Source organism: Pseudomonas macauensis (assembly GCF_047902425.1).
In the GTDB taxonomy this organism is placed as follows: Bacteria; Pseudomonadota; Gammaproteobacteria; order Pseudomonadales; family Pseudomonadaceae; genus Pseudomonas.
Window position 1 is genome coordinate 4,798,681 of sequence record NZ_CP138377.1, and the last position, 19,483, is coordinate 4,818,163.

At 66.6% G+C, this 19,483-nt stretch carries 19 protein-coding genes; 6 read left to right on the forward strand and 13 right to left on the reverse strand.

Going from position 1 to position 19,483, the window contains the following annotated elements; genetic code table 11:
- Positions 1-45 precede the first annotated feature (45 nt).
- Positions 46-945: a DMT family transporter gene (locus SD196_RS21910; protein ID WP_416310656.1), complete on the reverse strand. Its 900-nt coding sequence runs from the start codon at positions 943-945 to the stop codon at positions 46-48.
- A gap of 137 nt (positions 946-1,082) precedes the next feature.
- Between SD196_RS21910 and SD196_RS21915 the strand changes: the two genes are divergently transcribed.
- Positions 1,083-1,958 (forward strand): helix-turn-helix domain-containing protein, encoded by an 876-nt coding sequence (locus SD196_RS21915; RefSeq protein ID WP_275608466.1) that lies wholly within the window; start codon positions 1,083-1,085, stop codon positions 1,956-1,958.
- 917 nt (positions 1,959-2,875) lie between these two features.
- Here SD196_RS21915 and SD196_RS21920 read toward each other — a convergent pair.
- The 4 genes from SD196_RS21920 to SD196_RS21935 all read right to left on the reverse strand — a co-directional run bounded on the left by SD196_RS21920 (position 2,876) and on the right by SD196_RS21935 (position 6,966).
- The gene (locus SD196_RS21920) at positions 2,876-3,199 is read right to left on the reverse strand and encodes a DUF3325 domain-containing protein (protein WP_275608467.1); all 324 of its coding nucleotides are present in this window, start codon (positions 3,197-3,199) and stop codon (positions 2,876-2,878) included.
- Positions 3,199-4,722: a PepSY-associated TM helix domain-containing protein gene (locus tag SD196_RS21925; protein WP_275608468.1), complete on the reverse strand. Its 1,524-nt coding sequence runs from the start codon at positions 4,720-4,722 to the stop codon at positions 3,199-3,201. The genes SD196_RS21920 and SD196_RS21925 overlap by 1 nt, the downstream gene beginning before the upstream one ends.
- Positions 4,719-5,033, reverse strand: coding sequence for a DUF3649 domain-containing protein (locus SD196_RS21930; RefSeq protein ID WP_275608469.1), 315 nt, complete (start codon positions 5,031-5,033; stop codon positions 4,719-4,721). The genes SD196_RS21925 and SD196_RS21930 overlap by 4 nt, the downstream gene beginning before the upstream one ends.
- Before the next feature lie 535 nt (positions 5,034-5,568).
- Positions 5,569-6,966: a PLP-dependent aminotransferase family protein gene (locus SD196_RS21935; RefSeq protein ID WP_416310657.1), complete on the reverse strand. Its 1,398-nt coding sequence runs from the start codon at positions 6,964-6,966 to the stop codon at positions 5,569-5,571.
- Positions 6,967-7,104: 138 nt separating this feature from the next.
- Between SD196_RS21935 and SD196_RS21940 the strand changes: the two genes are divergently transcribed.
- Complete coding sequence (locus tag SD196_RS21940) at positions 7,105-7,992, forward strand: DMT family transporter (RefSeq protein WP_370599992.1); 888 nt, start codon at positions 7,105-7,107, stop codon at positions 7,990-7,992.
- A 440-nt stretch (positions 7,993-8,432) separates the two neighbouring features.
- On the forward strand, positions 8,433-10,463 hold the full coding sequence (locus SD196_RS21945) for a DEAD/DEAH box helicase (RefSeq protein WP_416311764.1): 2,031 nt from the start codon (positions 8,433-8,435) through the stop codon (positions 10,461-10,463).
- Positions 10,464-10,503: 40 nt separating this feature from the next.
- On the opposite strand, the gene SD196_RS21950 is transcribed toward SD196_RS21945, so the two are convergent.
- From SD196_RS21950 to SD196_RS21980, 7 genes are all read right to left on the reverse strand, one after another.
- Complete coding sequence (locus tag SD196_RS21950) at positions 10,504-11,289, reverse strand: 3-hydroxybutyrate dehydrogenase (protein WP_416310658.1); 786 nt, start codon at positions 11,287-11,289, stop codon at positions 10,504-10,506.
- A 43-nt stretch (positions 11,290-11,332) separates the two neighbouring features.
- Positions 11,333-11,680, reverse strand: coding sequence for a YceK/YidQ family lipoprotein (locus SD196_RS21955; protein WP_416310659.1), 348 nt, complete (start codon positions 11,678-11,680; stop codon positions 11,333-11,335).
- Positions 11,681-11,734: 54 nt separating this feature from the next.
- Entirely contained in the window at positions 11,735-12,094 is a 360-nt protein-coding gene (locus tag SD196_RS21960; RefSeq protein ID WP_275608474.1) for a YceK/YidQ family lipoprotein, read from the reverse strand.
- Between the two features lie 24 nt (positions 12,095-12,118).
- Entirely contained in the window at positions 12,119-13,252 is a 1,134-nt protein-coding gene (locus SD196_RS21965; protein WP_416310660.1) for an ABC transporter permease, read from the reverse strand.
- 9 nt (positions 13,253-13,261) lie between these two features.
- A complete protein-coding gene (locus tag SD196_RS21970; RefSeq protein ID WP_275608476.1) occupies positions 13,262-14,434 on the reverse strand; it encodes an ABC transporter permease in 1,173 nt (390 codons plus the stop codon).
- Complete coding sequence (locus SD196_RS21975; protein ID WP_331319210.1) at positions 14,416-15,387, reverse strand: HlyD family secretion protein; 972 nt, start codon at positions 15,385-15,387, stop codon at positions 14,416-14,418. Before SD196_RS21975 ends, SD196_RS21970 begins: the two co-directional genes overlap by 19 nt.
- 85 nt (positions 15,388-15,472) lie before the next feature.
- Positions 15,473-15,952, reverse strand: a complete 480-nt coding sequence (locus SD196_RS21980; RefSeq protein ID WP_275608478.1) for a phosphate-starvation-inducible protein PsiE — start codon at positions 15,950-15,952, stop codon at positions 15,473-15,475.
- Positions 15,953-16,149: 197 nt separating this feature from the next.
- Here SD196_RS21980 and SD196_RS21985 point away from each other — a divergent pair, with 197 nt between their 5' ends.
- Entirely contained in the window at positions 16,150-16,431 is a 282-nt protein-coding gene (locus SD196_RS21985) for a DUF3509 domain-containing protein (protein ID WP_416310661.1), read from the forward strand.
- 247 nt (positions 16,432-16,678) lie between these two features.
- The gene (locus SD196_RS21990) at positions 16,679-16,945 is read left to right on the forward strand and encodes a YebG family protein (RefSeq protein WP_331319211.1); all 267 of its coding nucleotides are present in this window, start codon (positions 16,679-16,681) and stop codon (positions 16,943-16,945) included.
- Between the two features lie 536 nt (positions 16,946-17,481).
- On the opposite strand, the gene SD196_RS21995 is transcribed toward SD196_RS21990, so the two are convergent.
- Positions 17,482-18,516, reverse strand: a complete 1,035-nt coding sequence (locus tag SD196_RS21995; RefSeq protein WP_275608481.1) for a Leu/Phe/Val dehydrogenase — start codon at positions 18,514-18,516, stop codon at positions 17,482-17,484.
- 157 nt (positions 18,517-18,673) lie between these two features.
- Between SD196_RS21995 and SD196_RS22000 the strand changes: the two genes are divergently transcribed.
- Positions 18,674-19,483: a SirB1 family protein gene (locus SD196_RS22000; RefSeq protein ID WP_275608482.1), complete on the forward strand. Its 810-nt coding sequence runs from the start codon at positions 18,674-18,676 to the stop codon at positions 19,481-19,483.

Genomic DNA, 19,483 nt, shown 5'->3' on the forward strand with positions numbered 1-19,483 from the left:
CCAAGCAAGAATGCAAAGGGCTGGAAATCTCCAGCCCTTCTCGCTTCATACCCGCGCCGGTTGCGCCGTCACCTGCGGCTTCGGCTTGCGGAACACCAGCACGTTGCCCGCCATCACCAGCGCCAGGCCGGCCAGCGCCGGCAACGTCCAGTGATACCCCTCGGCATAGGCCGAAACGTTCAACGCCACCACCGGGAACAGCACGGTGCAGTAGGCCGCGCGCTCCGGCCCCATGCGCCCCACCAGCGTGAGGTAGGCGGTGAAGCCGATCACCGAGCCGGGAATCGCCAGGTAGAGCAGCGAACCGACGTACTGCGTGCTGCTGTCGAAGGTCAGCGGCACGCCCTGCACCAGGCAGATCGCCAGCAGGATCAGCGAGCCGTAGAGCATGCCCCAGGCGTTGGTCGACAGCGGCCGCAGCCCGGCCTTCTGCTGCAGGCTGGAGAGCAGGTTGCCCGCCGAGAAGCACAGGGTGCCAGCCAGGGCCAGGCCCAGGCCGTAGTAGGTCTCGCGGCCAGCGCCATGGCTGGACAGTTCCGGCCAGAACAGCAGCACCAGCCCGACCAGCCCCAGGGCACCGCCGCCCAGCACGTTCGGTGCGATGCGCTGCTTGAAGAAGATCCGCGCATTGAGCGCATTCCACAGGGTGGCGGTGGAGAACACCACGGCGATCAGCCCGCTGGGTATCCACTGGCTGGCGGTGTAGAAGCAGAGGAAGTTCACGCAGAACAGGCACAGCCCCTGGGCCAGGCAGATCGCCTGGCCGCGCCGTCCCAGCGGTTGCAGGCGGCGCGAGACCAGCAGCAGGGCGAACAGCACCAGTGCCGCCAGGCTGAAGCGATAGGCGATGGACAACGGAATGGCGACCACGCCGACCTGCAGTTTGATGGCGATCCACGTGGTGCCCCAGATGAGCACGGTGAGCAGGTAGAGCGAGAGGTTCATGGCGGTCTCCGGAGTACTGGGGAATCAGTCTCCCGCCCGGCCCTGGCGCCGGCTTGCAGATTCTTGCGCTTATTACTAAAAAGCCAGCTGGCAACCCGCGCCCGCGCGGGTAGAGTGGGCACAACAGAGGAACGCCCATGTCCGCCATCCAACAGCTCGAAGTCTTCCAGTCGATGAACGCCTCGCCCAACGCCCGCCTGGAGCGTTGCGCCGAGCTGGGCGACGGACTGTCGGCGGCCATCTGGAGCAACAGTCACGACGCCCGCGACTACCACGCGCCCAGCCACCACACGCTGTCGTGCTACCTGAACGATGGCACCGGCACCTTCCGCCGCGGCGCGCCGGGTAGCAAGGGCGCGCCGGACAAGCTGTGCGTGATGCCCGCCGGCTCCGAGTCGGCCTGGATCGTCAACGGCGACATCCGCCTGGCCCACCTGTACATCGGTCAGGAACAGTTCGCCCTGGGCTGCATCCGCCTGCTGGACCGGGAACCGCGCGAGCTGCAACTGCACGAGCGGACCTTCCTCGACGACCCGCAACAGGCGGCGCGCTTCCGTCAGTTGGTGAAGCTGGACTGGCATGAGCCGGGCGAACGTATCCGCACCAGCAGCCTGGCTCATGAGCTGATCGATCACCTGCTGCTCAATCAGGTCGGGTTGCGTGAAGGGCTGCGCCTGAAGGGCGGGTTGGCGCCGGTGATGCGCCGACGCGTCGCGGAATACATCGAACAGCGCCTGGACCAGCCGCTGTCCCTGGGTGAACTGGCGATGCAGACGGCGCTCTCGGAATACCACTTCGCGCGGATGTTCCGGGAAAGCTTCGGCATGCCGCCGCACCAATACGTCCTGGCCCGCCGCGTGGCCCTGGCGCAGCGCCTGCTGCGCGACACCCGCCAGCCGCTCGCCCAGGTTGCCTTGGCTTGTGGATTTTCCAGTGCGAGCCATTTCGCCAACCGGTTCCGTTCGGTGGTGGGAGGGACGCCGGGGGAGTATCGGCAGGCGTTCGAGGAGTGAGGGAGCGGGGGCGTACCGAGCCGGTAGGCGGATCGCGGACGGACGTCCACTCCTACGGTGTGATCGCGCTGGGGGCTGCTTTCGTAGGAGCGGATTTTGGTTTTTGTTTAGGTGTCCAGCGTCGCTTCGGCGTGTGTTGGGAGATTTTGTTTCGCCCCCTCGGGCGAGTCACTTTCTCAAACGACAGAAAGTAACCAAAGGTCTTTGCCCCATCATCCGGGTCCGGCTTCGCCGGACTTCCCTCGCTCCATCGAAGTTTCAGGGGCCCGCGTCGACGGGCCATCCATGGCCCAACGACGCTCTCGCGGCATCCATGCCGCTCAACCCCTGAAACTCCGACTCCTCTCGGCCTCCTGAAGGGGCGCCCCGGTGCGCGCGGATATTTCTCTGGAAGTCTTTAAATCCAGAGCCAGAGCAGTGTGCATGCGTTCGTAGGAGCGGACTCCGTCCGCGATGCTCTTGCTTTTCGTAGGGCGAATAACGCGCAGCGTTATCCGCCGAGATGGGTATCGCTTCGCTCCACGCCATCCTATGAAGAACATCCACCGTCACCGGCACGCGCAGAGTCCCGTCAGGAGGTCAAGTGGAGGTATTGCGCGAGAGGCGTAGAGGGCCAGGGATGACCCTTCTACGCCGACCCTCGGAGCGATACCGGAGCGAGGGATGTCTGAGCGAAGCGAAGCCCCGGATGCCGAGACTAGCCTCCTTGGTTACTTCTTTGGAGGCGGCATTCCGACGCTTGGAAGAAGTAACTCGCCCAAGGGGGCGAAACCAAAGACATCCGAACACGCCGAAGCGGCGCTGAAACACCGAAGCCGCGGCTAATCGGCGGATAACGTCGAACGTTATCCGCCCTATGAAAGGCATCGGGCGCAACGGCAGAGTACGGTTCGCGAGCAAGCTCGCTCCTACAAGGTTCAGCCCAACACCGCCACCACGCCACCAATCACCGGCATCGCCGCCGCCGTCGGCAGTGCCCAGCGCGGCCGCCAGGCCAGCAGCAAAACCAGCGCGGCCCCGGCGATCATCAGCAGACACGCCCAGTAGACGATACCCAGCTCGATCCCCATGCGATGAATCGCATAGGCCAGCGCCAGCGCCCCATCCACCAGTGCCACACCCCGTAGCAGGCGCACGCGGAATTCCGAGGGCGCGCTGCCGAACAGATCACGATGATGACGCGACAGCGAAAGACAGGCCGCCGCCAGCGCCAGCAGGTTCAGACCGAACACCAGCAACATCAGGCGAACTCCTCGGTACGGCCACGGCGCACCCGCACGGGCTCGGCGCGTTCCCGGCCCAGGTGCCAGGCCAGTACAGCGCACAGCGCGCCCATCAGCAGCAGACCAAGATCGATCCCCGCCATCAGCCAGTCGCCCTCGGCGATACGGCGGGTCAGTCGGCCGGGCTCGGGCCCGAACAGGCCGAGCACCGGCAGCAGCAGCGCCAGCGCGGCCAGCGCACCGAACTGTTCACGGGCCATGCCGCGTCCACCGCGGCGCCACAGCGCATGGGCCAGCGCCAGCAGCCAGGTCGCCACGAACGCGGTGGCCTCCCAGCGCTCACGCCCGGCCATCCCGGCGGGCAGCAGGCGCGATGCCGCCAGCAGCCCCAGCGACGCCAGCGGCAGCCCGCCGCACACCGCGCCATTGAGTACCCGTACCAGCGCCACGCCCCGATGAGCGCGCGCCTCACGCTTGCTTACCCAGACCTGCAATCCGCCGAAGACCATCGCGCAGCCCAGCAGGCCGAGGATGAAATACATCACCCGCAGCAGATGGTTGCCGAACTGCGCCATGTGCAGGCCGGTCAGCCAGGCGTAGGTGTGATAGCCGGATTTGTAGGGCGGCTGCACATGCAGCAGCGCGCCGGTGCCGGAGTCGAACGACACCGTACGTTGATCATTCACCATGCTGCGCTCGACGGCCCGGCGCACCTGGACCATCGCCGAGGCGTCATTAGGATGCTCGACGTTGATCCAGCCCACGGTGCTGTCGTCACCCCAGGCCTCGCGCGCCTTGAGGATCATGCGGTCGATGGACTTCGGCGGCTTGGCCGGCTTGCCCAGTTCCTCCCGCTCGAAGGCGCCCTGCACTTCATGCTCGAAGCGCTCCATGTCGTTCTTGTAGGCGGCCTGGATGCCGGCAGTCATGTAGAAGGTGATGAAGATCGCCAGCCCCGTGTACGCCATCAGCAGATGGAACGGCAGGCCGAGCACGCCCAGCACGTTGTGCGCGTCCAGCCAGGCGCGTTGCCTGGCCGCCTGCGGCCGCAGGGTGAAGAAATCCTTGAAGATGCGCCGGTGCACGATCACCCCGCTGACCAGCGCCACCAGCATGAACAGGCCGGCCACGCCGACCACATAGAGGCCAATCATGCCGCCGTGCAGTTCGTAGTGCAGTTCGAGGAAAAAATTGCCGCCCACGGTTTTCGGCAGCTCCTCGCCGGTCCGCGCATCGACCAGGAAGGACTGGAACTCGCCAAGGTCTTCCGGCACCCAACCGGCGATCCAGTACGGCATGCGCTCGCTCGGCGGCAGCATCCAGTAGGCGTGGGCACGGGGGGCACGCTCGACGATCAGTTCGCGGACCTGGTCGGCGCCGACCTGGATCGATTCCAGCGGCTGCAGTTGCGGCAGCATCCAGCGGGTCAGCTCCTTGTCGAACACCGCGACGGTGCCGGAGAACAGCACGACAAAGAGAATCCAGCTGACCAGCAGTCCGCTCCAGGTATGCAGCCCGGACATGGATTGGCGCAGGCTCATGGACGCACCCCGTAGCTCGCCGGCAGGAAGGCCGCCAGTCCGAGCACGACGCTCAGCGCCAGCGGCGCCCAGACCGCACGCCAGGGACTGCGCGCACCGAAGGCATAGAGGATCGCCGCGACCCAGACGATGAAGCAGGCCAGGCTGGCCAGGGATACACGGTCCGGCCGCGACATCGGCAGGTAGACACTGAGGAAGGCAGTGGCGGTGTAGGCCAGGGCGTAACCACCGACCACGGCGCTCAGGATGCGGGCGGTGACGGCACCGGCCTGGGCGCCGCTCAAGCCTCGGGAGCGCGGGGTAGCTGACATGCGGGTGAATCCTGCGAAGCCTCCCGGGAGCTTCCCGGAAGAGTGATTGAAAAGCAGAATTATATGATATTGCTTCTCAATTAAAAGAAATCAGTCGGCGTCTTTGTCAGCATCTGTGTCCGCCATCCGCTGCACGGCACAGGGGCTGCCGACATCCTTGGACAACCGCCCGCCCCGGCGCCGCGACCTACCCGTGGTAGGTCGCGGTTCCCGTAACGACACGGCCGTTGCCGTAGATGCAGCGGGTAGCGTCGTAGCAGCCGGCGATGTATCGCGGCCGGAGAGGTTGTCGGCGTTGATGGCGAAGGTTTCGTAGCGCACGGCGGGGGTGCAGCAGGGCGTAGCTGGGCACGTCCAGCGAGTTGTCCGAAGCCCCCGGACTGCGGCCGTTGTAGCGAGCGTCCGCGCCGAAACCGAGGCCCTTCAGCACGCCGTCGCGCAGGCGGGCATGAAATTTCCTTGTGCAGATCAAGCGGGATTGCACAGAGGCCGAACGGCGAAGGAAAACCTGCAGGCCGATCCGAAAAATTTTCTGTCAGCGCGTGCGCGCCACATCCATGGCCCGCTCCAGCCCCTCGAACACTCGCGGCGACAGGCACTGGGCGACATTGAAACGCAGGAAGCCGGTGGCGCTCTGGCTGAGGCTGAAGACATTGCCCGGCGCCAGCACCAGGTTGTCCGCCAGCGCCGCGCGGGACACCTCGGCGGCGTCCAGCCCACCCGGCAGGCTGGCCCAGATGAATATCCCGCCGCGTGGCTCCAGCCAGGGCTGGATATCCAGCGTGCGCAGGCGCTGCAGCGTCTCGCCCATGGCATCGGCCAGGCGTGCGCGCAGGCTGTCCAGATGCCGACGGTAGCTGCCCTTGCGCAGCAGCTCATGGAGCATTTCCGCGCTGAACGGACTGTTGCCGAAACTGGTGGCCAGTTTCAGGTCCACCAGCCGCTCGCACCACTCGGGCTGGGTGGCGATGTAGCCGCAGCGCACCGAGGCGGACAGCGTCTTGGAGAAGCTGCCGACCTGGATCACCCGTTCCAGCCCGTCGAAGGCGGACAGGCGCGGCGCACTCTCGTGCTCGAAGTCGCCGAAGATATCGTCCTCGACGATCAGCAGGTCGTGGGCCTCGGCCAGTTTCAGCAGGCGATGGGCGACCAGCGGCGAAAGCACCGCGCCGGTGGGGTTATGGAAGGCCGAGTTGGTGATGTACAGGCGCGGGCGGTGCTGCTCCAGCAGGCCCGCCATGGCGGCCACGTCCGGCCCGGTTGGCGTGTAGGGCACGCCGACCACCTGCACGCGGTGGGCGCGCAGCAGGGCCTGGAAGTTGAAGTAGCCGGGATCGTCCACCAGCACGCAGTCGCCCGGCTCCAGCAGGAAGCGGCAGACCAGGTCGATGGCCTGGGTGCCGTTGTCGGTGAGCACCACCTGCTGCGGGCCGACCGGCACGCCGTAGTCCGCCAGGCGGCGCGCCAGCTGCTCGCGCAGGCCGGCGTGGCCATAGGGGCGCCCGTACTCCAGCAGGCTCGACTGCGGCGCCCGGGCGATCTGCCGCAGCGCGCGGCGCAGCTCGTCTTCCGGCAGCCAGGACGGCGGCAGCCAGCCGCAACCGGGCTTGAGCGAGGTGTCGGCGGCTTCCAGCGACTGCCGGGATATCCACAGGGGATCGATGCTGCGGTCCAGCGCCGGGCTGATCTCCGCCAGCGACAGGGGCGGCGCATGGCCGCTGACATAGAAACCGGAGCCACGCCGGGCGGCGATCACCCCATCGGCGGCGAGACGGTCGTAGGCTTCCACCACCGTGGTCTTGGACACCTCCAACTGCTCGGCCAACTGGCGGATCGACGGCAGCCGCTCACCCGGCACCAGCGCGCGCGCGGCCAGGCGCTCGCGCACGTGGTGCATCACCGTATCGACTCGCGTGCTCTTTGGCCTGCCCATGCTGCCGTCGCTCCCCCAGAGATAATGTGTACCGGGATAATTTACGGACAGTTTGCGCAAATTGTACCTTTCTGTCACTGGCCGCCCGGCGGGTCCGCGCGCATTCTCCAAGCTCGCCCTCCTGCTGGATGACCCACCATGAACAACACCCACACGCTCGCCACGAACAGCAATCTCGGCGGCTGGCTCAGCGGCTTCCTCGGCGTCCTCATCTTCAGTGGCTCGCTGCCGGCCACGCGGGTGGCGGTGGCCGACTTCGACCCGACCTTCCTCACCCTCGCCCGCGCCAGCATCGCCGGCCTGCTGGCGGCGCTGATCCTGATCGTGCTGCGGCAGAAGCTGCCAGCGCGCCGCGACCTGCTTCCCCTGCTGGTGGTCGCCGGCGGCGTGGTGGTCGGCTTCCCGCTGCTTACCGCCCTGGCGCTGCAGCACGTCAACTCGGCCCACGCCATCGTCTTCGTCGGCCTGCTGCCGCTGGCCACTGCGCTGTTCGGGGTGATGCGCGCCGGCGAACAACCGCGCCCGGCGTTCTGGATCTGCTCGTTGCTGGGCAGCGCTGTGGTGGCCGGCTTCGCGCTGTCGCAAAGCGGCGCGGGCAATCTCACCGGCGACCTGCTGATGCTCGCCGCCATCGCCGTCTGCGGCCTGGGCTACGCCGAAGGCGGGCGCATCGCCCGGCACCTGGGCAGCTGGCAGGTGATCTGCTGGGTGCTGGTGCTGTCCCTGCCGCTGATGCTGCCGCTGGCCTGGTACACCCAGCCGGAAACTTACTCCGGCGCCAGCTGGCCGGCCTGGCTGAGCCTGGGCTACGTGTCGCTGTTCAGCATGCTGATCGGGTTCTTCTTCTGGTACCACGGCCTGGCCACCGGCGGCATCGCCGCGGTCGGCCAGCTGCAACTGCTGCAGCCCTTCTTCGGCCTGGCGCTGGCCGGCCTGCTGCTGCACGAGCAGATCAGCCCGCTGATGGCCGGCGCCACCGTCGCCGTGGTGCTGTGCGTCGCCGGAGCCAAACGCTTCGCCCGTTGACCGCTGGTTTCCTTCCGCGCCCAGGCGAGAAAAATCGCGGTATCATCGGGCGTTTGCGTACTCGGCTGGATCGCCGGAAGGAAACTCGGATGAAGCCACCCGCCGAATCTCCATTGCCCGCCGTGGCGCGCGACGAATTCGCGCCACGCCCGCGGCTGACCCTGGGCAGCCATGTGCACAGCGGCTTCGACCTGCGCAGCGGGCGCATGCAGAACATCTCCCGGCACCGCGCCGCGCTGGCCTTCCTGTATGACGACATGCCGGTCTCCGGCAGCGTCACCCCGCGCTCGGGCCGCGAGATCCGTGTCTTCCGCGATGACCGCATCGTGCGCGTCAGCCGCCAGCTGGAACTCGAACAGGCCTGGCGCCTGGACCTGCGCGAACTGGGCTTCAGGCCGGCGATGCGGCGCAGCGATGCGCTGGAGGACAGCGCCGGGGAAATGTTCGAGCTGCCCGACGACAGCGCCTGGCAGGGCTTCATGCGCGAAGGACTGCCGCAGCTGCGCGAGCAGGGCTGGGAAATCGACGTGCGCCCGGAGTTCGTCTTCGACATCTCGCCGGTGGAAGACTGGTACGCGGAGATCGAGGAAACCGAAGACCGCCAATGGTTCGACCTGGAGCTGGGCATCCAGGTGGACGGCCGCCGCATCAGCCTGCTGCCGTCGCTGATCGAACTGATCCGCCGGATGCCGGCGCTGCTCGATCCAGCCGCCCTCGCCCGCCACGCCGACGATGAGCAACTGGTGCTGCGCCTGGATGCCGGGCGCACCCCGATCCACACCTGGCAGACCGCCTCGGATCGCCCTCTGCGGGTATCGCTGCCGTTCGGCAAGCTCAAGCCGATGCTCGGCACGCTGTCGGAGTTCTACATCGGCGACCTGCCGCCGGTGCGCCGCCTGCGCATGGGCGCGGCCGACGCCTCGCGCCTCTCCGAACTGGAAGAACTGCCGCTGGCCTGGGAGGGCGGCGAGCAACTGCGCGAGATTGCCCACCGCCTGCGCGACTACCGCGCGCGCCCGGCAACCATTCCCGAAGGCCTCAACGCCGAGCTGCGCGCCTACCAGCACGAGGGCCTGAGCTGGATGCAGACCCTGCGCGAAGTCGGCGCCAGCGGCATCCTTGCCGACGACATGGGCCTGGGCAAGACGCTGCAATCCCTCGCCCACATCCTGCTGGAGAAGCAGGCCGGACGCCTGACCAGCCCGGCGCTGGTGATCATGCCCACCAGCCTGATCCCCAACTGGCTGGACGAAGCCGAGCGCTTCACCCCCGGCCTGCGCGTACTCGCCCTGCACGGCGCCGGGCGGCGCAAGGCGTTCGCGAAGATCGCCGAGCACGACCTGATCCTCACCACCTACGCCCTGCTGCCGCGCGATGCGGAGAAGCTCGCGCAGCACGAGTACCACCTGCTGATCCTCGACGAGGCGCAGAACATCAAGAACGCCGGCACCAAGGCCGCCCAGGCCGCGCGCCACCTGCAAGCGCGCAACCGCCTGTGCCTGACCGGCACGCCGCTGGAGAATCACCTGGGCGAGCTGTGGTCGTTGTTCCACTTCCTGCTGCCCGGCTGGCTGGGCGACGCACGCCAGTTCGCCATCGACTACCGCACGCCCATCGAGCGCCACGGCGACCAGGCACGCCTGACCCACCTGGCCGCGCGCATCCGCCCCTTCCTGCTACGGCGCACCAAGGAGCAGGTGGCCTCGGAACTGCCGCCCAAGAGCGAGTTCATCCAGCACATCGAACTCAGCGAGGCGCAGCGCGACCTCTACGAAACCGTGCGCCTGGCGCTGGACCGCAAGGTCCGCGACGAGATCGCCCGCCGAGGCCTGGCGCGCAGCCGCATCATCATCCTCGAGGCGCTGCTCAAGCTGCGCCAGGTGTGCTGCGACATCCGCCTGGTGAACAAGGAAGCGCCGCCGCCCTCCGGCAAATCGGCGCGCACGGTGACCTCGGGCAAGCTGGTGTACCTGCTGGACATGCTCGAAGAACTGCTCGCCGAAGGCCGCCGCGTGCTGGTGTTCTCGCAGTTCACCTCGATGCTCGCGCTGATCGGCGAGGCACTGGTCGAGCGCAACCTGGAGTACGCCCTGCTCACCGGCGACACTCGCGACCGCCGCGCGCCGGTGAAGGACTTCCAGGAAGGCCACGTGCCGCTGTTCCTGATCAGCCTGAAGGCCGGCGGCGTGGGCCTGAACCTGACCGCCGCCGACACCGTGATCCACTACGATCCCTGGTGGAACCCGGCCGCCGAGAACCAGGCCAGCGACCGTGCCTACCGGATCGGCCAGGACAAGCCGGTGTTCGTCTACAAGCTGATCGCCCGTGGCACGGTGGAAGAGAAGATCCAGATGCTGCAACGCGACAAGGCCGCGCTGGCCGCCGGCATCCTCGAAGGCACAGGCTCCGACTGGCAGCTCGACGACGCGGATATCGACGCACTGTTCGCGCCGTTGCCCAAGGCGGTCTGACGCACAACGCAAGGCGGGCAGGAACGTGGGAGCGGGGAGTTCAGCGCATCCCCCAGCCATGGCTGACCAGCACCGACTGCCCGGTGAGCGCCGCCGACGGGAAGCTGGCGAGGAACAATACGGTCTGCGCCACGTCGTCGACCGTGGTGAACTCGCCGTCCACGGTGCCACCGAGCATGACCTTCTTCACCACTTCCTCCTCGCTGATCCCCAACTCCTTCGCCTGCTCGGGGATCTGTTTCTCCACCAGCGGCGTACGCACGAAACCGGGGCAGACCACGTGGGAGCGCACGCCGTGCGGGCCGCCTTCCTTCGCCAGGGTGCGGGCCAAGCCCAGCAGGCCGTGCTTGGCGGTGACGTAGGCGGATTTCAGCGGCGAAGCCTCGTGGGAATGCACCGAGCCCATGTAGATCACCACGCCGCCGCGCTTGGCCGGGTACATGTGGCGCAGCGCGGCGCGGGTGGTGAGGAAGGCGCCGTCGAGGTGGATGGCGAGCATCTTCTTCCAGTCGGCGAAGGCGAAGTCCTGCAGCGGATTGACGATCTGGATGCCGGCGTTGGACACCAGGATGTCGATGCTGCCGAAGGTCGCCACGACGCGATCGATGCCGCTGTCCACCGCCTGCTCGTCGGTGACATCCATGGCCAGCGCCAGGGCCTTGCCGCCGGCGCTTTCGATCTCATCCACCACGCGCTGCGCAGCATCCCGCTGCAGATCGGCAATGGCCACCGCCGCGCCTGCCTTGGCGAGCGTCAGGGCGATCTGCTTGCCGATACCGCTGGCCGCGCCAGTGACTACCGCGACCTTGCCGTTCAATGGGTTCATCACAGCGTTCCTCGAAGGGTCTGGAACACTCACTCTAGACGGCCTATTCGCGGAGCATCTGAATGTCGCCGTCCCGATTCTGGCGGTACAGGGTATAGGGCAGCACCAGGGTATCGGCCACTGCGGACAAGCCCATATCAATGACTGGCGCCGGATACTCCATCAGGCCGAAGCGATAGAGTGCCCCGCCTCGCCGATGACCATCACCGCTCAACACGCAAACGTTGTAGACGACACCACCGTAAACTCGCGGCAGCTTGTCGCCACACGCCGTTCCCCTGAGACCCAGATCATCGACCTTGGCGACGTTGTCGCTGGATAGCGTCCGTACCGACCCGCAACCCGCCACACCCGCCGCGATCAGCAGTGCAACCATCGAGCGAAGGATCATGGTTCAACTCCCTGTCAACGATTGACCGGCCACGTTGGGTGGCGGATACATCACTCAATCCTTGCGCAGTTCGATACTGCCATCGCGGCTCTGCCGATAGAGGGTGTAGGGCAGGGCCAGGGTGTCGACCACGCCGGAGAAAGCCATGTCCAGCACGGGAAGTATCGGCGGGCCGAAAGTCGAGTTGGCTGGTGTTGGCGGCGGCGTGTAACCCGTGTCGGCCGGGGGCTCCCCGTACAGCTGGCAGGCATCCCAGACCACACCGCTATAGACCCGGGGAATGGCACCGCAATAGGTGCCCTTGAGCCGCAGCTCGCTGGCATTCACCACATCGTCGCTGCGCAGCGTGTGGTAGGAACCGCATCCACTGAGCAGGCCGGCCATGAGCAACGGCCAAACCAGGTACATCTTCATGTCGAAACTCCCTCTCAACTTTCTTTACCAGCCCTTGAGCTGGTCCCATCGCCAGTTTCGATACTGGTAGATCAGTGTACCCAGGAGACCATAGGCCGCCGCCATGGCGAAGAGGATAAGAATCCTGTCGGCCACGGCGGAGAGCGGCAGGTTCATCTGGTTCATCTCCACCACCGCGCGGATCGCCCAGGTGGAGGGAATGGCATCGGCCAGCAGCTGCACCCACTGCGGCATGGCCTGGGGTGGCCAGGTAAAGCCGGCCATGTAGAACAGCGGCAGGGTGATGAAGGTCATGGTCAGGTAGACCGCCTCCTCCGACGGCAGCAGCTCGGCGACGAACTCGCTCATGGCGATCACCGCCAGCAGGAAGGGCAGCACCAGCCCCATCAGCATGAAGAACGAGGCCGTCTGCCGGTAACCCATCATCCATGGCCAGATCACGTAGAAGAGCATGGCCAGCACCGTCCAGATCGACAACTGCGCGGCGTAGCGGCCGAAGCGCGTCGAAACGGGCTGGCGCAGCGAGCGCGGGGTGCCGCCGCGCAGGTTGAGGTTCACCCGCGTGCAGGAGAGCAGCAGGCTGTGCTGCAGGATCAGCGTCACCAGGCCGGGCAGGACGATGGCGGCGAAGCTGGGGCCGGGGTTGAACAGGTCGGTGAGCTGGCCGATCGCCGGTTGCAGCAGCACGCTGGCCTGCCGCTCGGAGAAGCCGCCGCGCGTCAGCCGCTCGCGGTTGTAGCGCAGCGACAGCTCGTTGTAGGTGGCGCTGATGTCCTGCTGGATCTGCCCGTTGGCCATGCGGTTGGTGGCATCGCCGAAGATCGGCACGGTGACCGACTCGCCGCGCAGCACGCGCTTTTCGAAGTCCAGCGGGATGACCACGATGGCGAACAGCTTGCGCCAGGCGAGATCATGCTGCGCCTCGGGCAACTGGTCGTAGCCGCGGGTGGCGATCTTCGGCGCGGCATCAAGCAGGCGCACCAGTTCGCGGGACGCCGCGCTGTGGTCCATGTCGATCACCGCCACCGGCAGGTCGTTCATGGTGCGGTGCGCGTAGGGCAAGGTGGTCAGCGCCACCGACAGCACCATCATCAGCCACAGCGGCTTGCCCAGCATGTTGCGCAGGGATTGGCGGAAGACGCTCCAGAAGTTTTCCATGCGCTTTCCTTACGCCGGGCTCAGGTCGAGACGCCGACGCAGGCGCATCTTGGCGATCATGTAGGCCAGCAGCGGGTAGAGCAGCAGCTTGCAGCAGGTGTACAAACCCGACTCGGCCGGCGCCTTGCGCAGGAACTGGTCGAACAGGCCGTGCAGGGTGTGAGTCAGCGGCTCCGCCTCGGCGATCACCCGGGCGATCTGCGGCATCGCCAGCTCCGGCAGCAGCACGCCGGAATAGGTCTGCGCCAAACCGATCAGCAGGCCGATCAGCGAATAGGCGCTGAAGCGGTTGGCGGTGAAGATGAACAGCACCAGTCCGAGGCTCTGCGCCGCCGCGACGTAGCAGACGGTGATCGCCAGCATCCACCAGGGATTGCCGTTGATCCGCGCGCCGTTGAGCCCCACCAGCAGGAACAGTTCGACCATCAGTAGCGTGCTGAACAGCAGCGTGTAGGGCGCCAGCTTGCCCAGCAGGCGCACGCCGAGGGCCTGGGCCCGCAGGATGTGCGGGGACGATGCGCGCAGCTCCGGCGCCTCGCGGGCCAGCACATGGACGGTAGCAACGATCACGAACAGCTGCAGCAGGTGGACAATGGCCGCGAACTGCTGGAAGTAGATGTAGTTGCCGCTGGCGTTGAACAGGCTCTCGTAGGACACCGCGACGCTGGCCAGCGCCGGCATCGGACGATCCATCCCGGCGGCCAGGCGCGGGCGCAGCTCGGCGTTGACGGCGCTCATCAGCCCACTGAAGTCCTGGGTGGAGTAGAAGCCGGCGGAATAGAACAGCGAGTTGTAGTACAGCTCGGCGGTGGGCTGGCGGCCGGCCAGCGCGTCCGCCTCGAAATCGCGGGGGATGTACAGCAGCGCATAGTCGTCGGCCATGCGCAGGCGGCGCAGACCTTCCTGCAGGCCACCGCCGAGCACCTCGACCTTGGCGTGGGAGCCGGCGTCCAGCTCGCGGACGATCCGCCGCGACAGGTGGCTGTGATCGGCATCGACCACCGCCACCGGCATGTCCAGCAGGGTGCCGGCCTGGTAGACGCCGCTGATTACCACGAACAGCAGCAGCGGCCAGAGCCAGCCGAGCCAGTGGATGGTCCAGCTGCGCAGGGCGATGCGCGTCTCGCTGCCGAAGGCCTGGGCGAAACGCAGCAGGTTGCGCCTTACTGCTTCCAGTGCCACAGCGCGCTCATCCCGGGACGCAGCCCCTCCACCGGTTTCTCCGGATAGAGCCGCACCTCGAAGGTCTTCAGGTCGAAGTCGCCGGTGGCGCGGGTGGCGCGCTTGGTGGCGAAGTCACCGAGCGGCGCGATGTAGCTGACCCTGGCGCGGACTTCGGCGTTCTTCAGGGCGGGCACCTGGATGCTCACCTCATCGCCCTTCTTCACGTCGGCGAGGATGTCTTCGCGCAGGTTGAACACGAAATAGCTGTCGGACAGCCGCACCAGTGTCAGCAACGGGCTGTAGGCATTGATCAGCTCGCCCTGCTCCGCCGGGATCGGCCCGACTTCGCCGTCCACCGGCGCCACCACGTTGAGGTCGTCGGTCTGCGCCTGCAGTTCGAGAATCTGCGCATCGGCCCGGCGCACCGCGGCTTCCAGCGCGCGGCGGCGCTCCTCGCGGTCGCCCTGGGTGCCTTCGTCGAGATTGGCCTGGGCCTCGGCCACGCGGTTGCGCGCCACGTCGCGGCCACGGCGGGACAGGTCCAGTTGCGCCTGGGAAACGAAGCCACGGCCGGCCAGCTCCTCGTTGCGCTGGTACTCGAGCTCGGCATTGCGCAGCTCGGCCTGAGCCTGGGACAGGCTGGCCTGCAGGGCGCGCAGGGTTTCCTCGCGGGTGCCGTGGAGGGATTCGTCGAGATTGGCCTGCACCTGGTTGCGCGCGGCGCGCAGGGAATCCAGTTGGGCCTGCAACTCGGGGCTGCTGAGGGAAATCAGCAGCTGGCCCTGCTTCACATCGTCGCCGCGCCGCACGTGCAGCACTTCGACCCGGCCCTTGGCCTTGGACGCGACGATGACATCGGTGGCATCCGCCTCGCCCTGCAGCAGCAGCGGCTGGGTGTGCAGGCGGAGATAGAGGGTAATGGCGATGATCACCAGGATCAGCAGGGGTGCGAACAGCTTCCATCCCTTCATGGGCTCGGACTTCCTCGGCAGCCGGATGCACCGATGGTAGTGCATCCGGCCGCTGTGCGGCGGGCCGTGATCAATGCCTGTGCGATCAGCGCTCGTCGTCGCTGATCAGTTCACGCTCGCCGCTGCGCTGCGGCGAAGCCGGCGAAGGGAAGCGCGAGGAGGCATAGCGCACCACCAGGATCGCCAGCGCCAGCAGCAACAAAGCCACCGAGACCAGGATGATGCCGTCGTCCGGCACGTGGTTGTGCTGGATGTCGGCGATCATCAGGCGGGTCAACGCAGTCATCGCCACGTAGATCAGGAAACGCACCGGCATATGGTTGGTCTTGAAGTAGATCCCCACCATCGCGCCCAGTTCGAGGTAGATGAACAGCAGCAGGATGTCATCGATGCTCGCGTGCCCCTTGCCCATCATCTCGCCGAAGGCCACCGCCGCCGACCAGAACACCGAGCCGCCGATGGCGAACAGCGCCAGGTAATGAAAGCCCTCCACCAGCAGGTTGCCCAGGGATTCGGCACAGCCATGCATCCATTCTCGCAGGCGCTCGGCCCAGTCCAGTTTCATTGGTTAGATCTCCACGTCTTAAAGGATTCCTGAGGGGAATGCCTGCCAGTCACTCTTTGCAAGAACTGCATTGCAAGCACTACGCCATTGATCTTGAGCAGTCATGGCAGCCCGTCGCTGCGGCACCATGACGGCGAACTTTTCCGGTTGCCCTCCGGTCAATCCAGAAGCACGCCCACAACAGGCAGGACCGATTCATGGAAAGTCCCTTTCAGGTACTGACCGACGCCTTCGGGCAGCAGTACCGCGTCAACTTCAGCCTTGAAGGGCTCGACGGCCGCATCGTCCTCACCCTCTCCACCGAGGACGGCGTCGCCGCGCGCCGCATGATCCGCAACAGCCAACTGCAGGACCCGAAGCAGTTGCAGCGCTTCATCCAGAGCGTCCGCTTCGGCCTCGCCATCGAGCACGGCCGTATGGCGCCGCAGTTGCTGGCCTCGATGACAGGCAGCGGCCACGGTCTGCTCAGCGCTTCCTAAGCCAAATTCCTATCTTCTGAAGATTCTGACTGACGGCGCATCGCGCCGGTCACGTCGGAACCGCTGCGCGCGCCTACAGGGCGCGCGCACTCATTTGGGCCATCACCCGATACCCGCCTCCCTCTTTCCTGCGTCTAGGCTCTGACGAATGATTCGCGCACCGGCAGTAGCATTGCGCGATCACTTTACTGTATAAATAAACAGTAATTTCCACTCCCCCAACAAGAGAAGGCTTACGAGGTGATGAATGGCCGTCGAAGTGGTGTACCGCAGCAGCCGCGATCCGGAGCGCCTGTTCATGGATAAGGCAGAAGCCGACCGGCACGACAAGATGCTGGAGCTGGCGGAAACGCTGGCCGAAGTGCTGCAGAAGGCGGTGCCTTCGCTCAAGGAGGACCAGGTCGAGGAAATCGGCATCTTCATGGCCAAGAACCGCGACGCCTTCGCCCGTGCCTTCAAGAACCAGCCCGATGCGTTGAACGAGATTTTCAGCGAGAGCGCAGCCGACGAGTGAGGCGGCCCATCGCGGACGGAGTTCGCTCCTAAGCAGGCGCAATAGTCCGTGGTTACCTGTAACCAACGATTCATCCGCGAAAGATTTCGCGGACAAGGTCCGCCCCTACAAGAGCCGTGCACTGGCTCTAGCTCTGGCTATTGAGGACTTCCAGCGAAGTGTCCGCGCACTCCGGAGCGCCCCTTCAGGAGGCCGAGTGGAATCGGAGTTTCAGGGGTTGAGCGGCATGGATGCCGCGAGAGCCGCGATGGGCCAGGGATGGCCCTTCGCGGCGGGCCCCTGAAACTTCGATGGAGCGAGGGGACCCCGGCGAAGCCGGGGCCGGATGCAGGGGCAAGACCTTTGGTTACTTTCTGTCGTTTGAGAAAGTGACTCGCCCGAGGGGGCGAAACAAAATATCTCAGCGCACACCGAAGCGGCGCTAGAACACCCGAACTTCACGACGGTGAATAACACCAGAGGTGTTATTCACCCTGCAGAGAGCAAAAGCATCGCGGACGGAGTCCGCTCCTACGAAAGCCATAGGAGCGGCCGCATCAGTGCCCCGAATACTCCCCGTAGAGAATCCGCTCCGCCAGCTTGTCAGCGACCCGCGCCGGCGACAGGTGATCGGCCTGGGCATGGGCATAAACCTCGGTCAGCCGCTCGGCGATCCGCGACAGGTGCGCAGTGATGGTCGGCAACGCCTCACCCTGGTGTTGCAGCGCAACGTAGATCAGGCCGCCGGAGTTGATCACGTAATCCGGTGCATAGAGGATGCCCCTGGCCTCCAGTTCGTCGGCGACGTCGGGCTGCGCCAGTTGGTTGTTCGCCGCCCCCGCCACCGCCGCGCAGCGCAGATGGCCGACCGCTTGCGAGGTGAGCACCCCGCCCAGCCCGCACGGCGCGAGGATGTCGCAGGGCGTGGTGAGCAGCGCCTCATTGGGCACCGGACGCGCACCCAGCTCCTCCACCGCCAGCTCCACTTTTCCCGAATCGATATCGCTGACCAGCAATTCCGCGCCGGCGGCGGCCAGGTGCTCGGCCAGGGCATAGCCCACATGTCCCAGCCCCTGGATGGCGACCCGCAGGCCGTCCAGGTCATCGCTGCCCAGGCGCGCCTGGGCGCTGGCGCGGATGCCGGCGAACACGCCCAGTGCGGTGTGCGGCGAAGGGTCACCGCCCGTGGTGGTGCTGGTGACATGGCGGGTGTACTGGGCGATGCAGTCCATGTCCGCGCTGGAGGTGCCGCTGTCCACCGCGGTGATGTAGGCGCCGCCCAGGGAATCGATGAAGCGGCCGAAGGCTTCGAACAGTTCGCCGCGATTGGGTACGTGAGGCGGGCGGATGATCACCGCCTTGCCGCCGCCCTGGCGCAGCCCGGCCAGCGCGGCCTTGTAGCTCATGCCCTGGGCCAGCCGCGCGGCGTCGCGCAGGGCGGCTTCCTCACTGGGATAGGGAAGATAACGGCAACCACCCAGTGCCGGCCCGAGCCGGGAATTGTGGATGGCTATGATGGCCTTGAGTCCCGTGGCCGGGTCCTGGGTGAGATGCAGCGACTCGAGCCGGGTGGCTTCCATCATGTCGAACATGGCGGCGCTCCCTTGCTAGTGACCGGGCGCCCAAGCTTTCGGGCCCTAACAGTATAGGCATCCCCCTCCATCCGCGTTTGTTCGCGACGAGCGCAGGCGGAGACTGGACGAGCGCGGCCCGCAACGGTTAAAACCGCAGGGTCAGCCGGAGAACGCCATGAACCCGCGTCAAGCCTGCCTCGCCTGCCTCGCCCAGGAACCACCCGCTCTGTTCGAGGCTGCGCTGTGGATCGCCGCCGAGCACGAGCCGCACCAGGGCCCGGAACAGGCACGCCGCCTGCTCGACAGCCTGGCGCATCAGGTCGCGGTGGCGTTGCCGGTGGCGACCACGGACGCCGAGCGGGCCCAGGCGCTGTTGCGCCGCCTGAGCGAGCTGGGCTTCGCCGAGGACGACGAGTTCCCCCTGCAACCCCGCGCCGCCCTGCTCCCCCGGGTACTGCAACGCCGCCATGGCCAGCCGCTGTCGCTGGCGCTGATCGCCCTGGAGCTGGCGCGCCAGCAAGGCATTTCCCTGGTCGGAGTGAATTTTCCCGGACGCTTCCTGCTGCGCGTTCCCGGCGCCGATCATCTGCTCGACCCGGCCACCGGCCGTCGCCTCTACACCCGCGACTGCCGCGACCTGCTGGTACGCCAATTGGGGCCGCAGGTGGAGCTTTCCGCCGCGCACCTGCAAACCGCCAGCGCCGCCGATATGCTCCAGCGCCTGTCGCGCAACCTGCGGCAACTGCACCTGGGCGTGGGCGAACCGATGGCCGCGCTGAAAGATGCCCAGCGTGTGCTTGAACTGGGCCCGCCGACCGCCGGCGACCATCTGGCCCGCGCCGATCTCTACCACGCGCTGGAGTGCCCGCAGGCCGAACGCTACGACCTGGAGCGGGCGATGCTGCTCAGCGACGACCCCGCCGAGCAACTGCGCCTGGCCCAGCGCCTGGCGGAGATCAGCGTGCCGCCCAAGGCGTTGCACTGA